Annotated in this window: 3 protein-coding genes; all 3 read left to right on the top strand. The window is 56.4% G+C overall.

The window, feature by feature from the left end; translation table 11 throughout:
• Positions 1-242 precede the first annotated feature (242 nt).
• Positions 243-1,082: a UTP--glucose-1-phosphate uridylyltransferase GalU gene (galU, locus tag ACXRVY_RS20530; RefSeq protein ID WP_093220174.1), complete on the top strand. Its 840-nt coding sequence runs from the start codon at positions 243-245 to the stop codon at positions 1,080-1,082.
• A 389-nt stretch (positions 1,083-1,471) separates the two neighbouring features.
• Entirely contained in the window at positions 1,472-2,932 is a 1,461-nt protein-coding gene (locus tag ACXRVY_RS20525; RefSeq protein ID WP_458238107.1) for an MFS transporter, read from the top strand.
• A 107-nt stretch (positions 2,933-3,039) separates the two neighbouring features.
• A partial coding sequence (locus ACXRVY_RS20520; protein WP_458238106.1) for an FAD-dependent oxidoreductase occupies positions 3,040-3,505 on the top strand: 466 nt, incomplete at its 3' end.

Genomic DNA, 3,505 nt, shown 5'->3' with positions numbered 1-3,505 from the left:
CCATGATACCGCCAAACGCACTCAACGGGTGCCGATGGGCGTATGGTGGTTCGTTCCGGGCGGTTGAATGCCGTGCAATTGCGCAAGTCTCTGCTATGCATAAGGGCTTGCGCAGGGAACTATCGGCAAGATTATTTCTCTATGTTGGCATCGGTTGGCCAGCGCGGGGGCATTGTAAGGTGCACGCCGCCTGATTAGACTGCGCCGAAACTCGTACACGCACAGCCCTTACAAGGACTTATATGATCAAGAAATGCTTGTTCCCAGCAGCCGGCTACGGCACTCGCTTCCTGCCAGCGACTAAAGCCATGCCCAAAGAAATGCTGCCGGTGGTGAACAAGCCACTGATCCAGTACGGCGTTGAAGAAGCACTGGACGCTGGCTTGAACGAAATCTCCATCGTCACCGGTCGCGGCAAGCGCGCCCTGGAAGACCACTTCGACATCAGCTACGAGCTGGAAAACCAGATCAAGGGCACCGACAAGGAAAAATACCTGGTCGGCATCCGCCGCCTGTTGGATGAGTGCTCGTTCTCCTACACTCGCCAGACTGAAATGAAAGGTTTGGGTCATGCGATCCTGACCGGTCGACCACTGATCGGCGACGAGCCGTTCGCCGTGGTGCTGGCGGACGACCTGTGCGTCAACCTGGAAGGTGACGGCGTACTGAAGCAGATGGTCAAGCTGTACAAACAGTATCGCTGCACCATCGTCGCGATCATGGAAGTCGACCCGCAAGAAACCAGCAAATACGGTGTGATTGCCGGCGACCTGATTGGTGATGACCTGTACCGCGTGCGCAACATGGTCGAGAAGCCAAAGCCGGAAGATGCCCCGTCGAACCTGGCGATCATCGGTCGTTACATCATGACGCCGGACATCTTCAGCCTGATCGAACAAACCGATCCAGGCAAAGGTGGCGAGATCCAGATCACTGACGCCCTGATGAAACAGGCGCAGGATGGTTGCGTGATTGCCTACAAGTTCAAGGGCAAGCGTTTCGACTGCGGTGGCGCCGAAGGCTACATCGACGCAACCAACTTCTGCTTCGAGAACTTCTACAAGACGGGCAAGGCTTACTGATAGCCTGAGTTGCTCGTGTTGGAAATCGAACTTCGCTCTGTGTAAAAAACACAGGTGAGGAATCAAGCAAACGCCCCGACTTCGTTCGGGGCGTTTGCTTTTGTGCGGGGCTCAGGTACGCAGGGGCGAGACGTAGGTATCGTCTGACATCCATCGGCAGAATTTGTGAAAGAACATCCTGATTTGTTAATTGCAGGGGCAAACGATGATTGTTGCGGCTAAAACCCTCTGTATTAAATGGGATACACCAGAGCCGGTTTGCTCGGCGTGACTGATGTCACTTCAAGGGCGCGCTTAAAGTCGCTGGGGTTTTATGAGGAAATGGAGTTTCGTGAGTGGCGATAACAGGAAGCGTGACTCTAAAACGGTGGTTGGCTCTAAGCGTCCTGATGCTACCTGTACTGCTGGTAACAATTGACAATACGGTGCTTGGATTCGCATTACCAAAAATTGCCGAGGCCCTGCGTCCGAGTGCTAGCCAGCAGTTGTGGATGATCGATGCTTATTCGCTGGTATTGGCGGGGTTGCTGGTGTCGATGGGTAGTCTGGGGGATCGAGTCGGTCATCGTAAGTTGTTGCTGGCCGGGTCCTTGGGTTTTGCGATTGTGTCGGTGCTAACCGCGCATTCCGATACCGCCACGCAACTGATTGCCGGGCGGGCTTGTATGGGTGTTTTCGGTGCAATGCTGATGCCCTCAACGCTGGCGTTGATACGTTCGGTGTTCGAGGACCGAGAAGAACGCAGACTGRCAGTCGCGATCTGGGCAACGACGTTGACGGTCGGCTCGGCACTCGGTCCTTTGGTKGGTGGGGTGTTGCTGGAATTCTTCAGTTGGGGGTCGATTTTCCTGTTGGCGGTGCCCGTGTTGGTGCCACTGCTGGTGTTGGGGCCACTGTTGTTGCCCGAGTCCGAGCGAGATGCTGCAGGACCGTTGGATCCAATTAGCATCCTGCAATCGATGGTAGCCCTTGGTGCCATTGTTTATGGCATTAAACACAGCGCCAGTAATGGTATCGACTGGATGGCGCTGACAGCATTTGCAGTAGGCGCAGTTGCGGGCTGGATGTTTGTGTGTCGACAGTTACGTCTGCCTGTGCCGCTGATGGATCTGAGCCTGTTCCGCAGTGGCACCTTTAGCGGCTCTGTCGCGATCAATTTGATGAGTCTCGCGTTTCTCGTCGGTTTCGTATTCTTTGCCACTCAGTTCCTGCAGATCGTTCTTCAGATGTCGCCCTTGAGTGCTAGCCTCGCGTTGATTCCTGGTCAGGTCATGGCGATTGTAGTGGGGATGGCGGTCGTGCCTGTCGCACGGCGATTACAGGTGCATGTGCTGATACCGATTTTGATGGCGTTTGCTGGAGCGGCGTTTTTGCTGGTCGCCAGCATGGGCAGTAGCCTGACCGTTCTAGTGGTGGCTTTTGCCTTGCTGAACATTGGCGTGGGCGCGATCGCGACGGTGTCCAATGATGTGATTTTGTCAGCCGCACCACCGGCAAAGGCGGGCGCCGCGTCGGCCATTAGCGAAACGGCCTATGAAGTGGGCGTAGTTTTGGGGGCGACAGTGCTCGGCGGTGTCGTCACCGCCTACTATCGCGGCGCATTGCAGCTTCCGGGGTTCCTGAGCGAAGTGCAGATGATGCTGGCGAGTGAGACGCTATCTGGCGCCTATCATGTGGCGGCAGACTTGTCGGGGGATCAAGCAAGGGAATTGATGGCGCAGGCGGGAAGGGCATTCGAAGGTGGGATCGGTTTGGTTTCGTGGGTGACGTTCGGCTTGGCACTCATGGCGATTTTGATTGCTTTGCGCACTCTGCGGGCACCGAAAACGCAATCCGCAGAGGGGCATTGATCGAAAACGAAGATTGGGCCGCGCATCGCACGGCCTGAGCATTTCAGCACAATGCTTGCTCAGCGGCCGTCCGCAGGTATGCTGTTGGCCTGCCGAGGAGATTGAAAATGGCCTACGATTTTGACCTTTATGTGATTGGTGCCGGTTCCGGCGGTGTGCGGGCTGCGCGGTTTGCCGCCGGGTTCGGCGCGAAAGTGGCCGTGGCCGAGAGCCGCTACCTGGGCGGGACCTGTGTGAACGTCGGCTGCGTGCCGAAAAAATTGCTGGTCTACGGTGCGCACTTTGCCGAAGACTTCGAGCAGGCATCCGGTTTTGGCTGGAGCCTGGATGAAGCGCAGTTCGACTGGGCGACGCTGATCGCCAACAAGGATCGTGAGATCAATCGCCTCAATGGCATTTATCGCAACCTGCTGGTCAACAGCGGTGTGACCTTGCATGAAGGCCACGCGAAGATCGTCGATCCGCATCAGGTCGAGATCAATGGCGAGCGCTTTAGCGCCAAAAACATCCTGATCGCTACCGGCGGCTGGCCGCAGATTCCGGAGATCCCGGGGCGCGAGCATGCCATCAGTT

The sequence above is a fragment of the Pseudomonas sp. P5_A2_2 genome, assembly GCF_054177685.1.
This window is presented reverse-complemented; position numbering and strand designations above follow the sequence as displayed.

What these genes read in the sequence shown, in the direction of transcription:
- galU (WP_093220174.1), top strand. Translation starts at nt 243, where the DNA reads ATGATCAAGAAATGCTTGTTCCCAGCAGCCGGCTACGGCACTCGCTTC.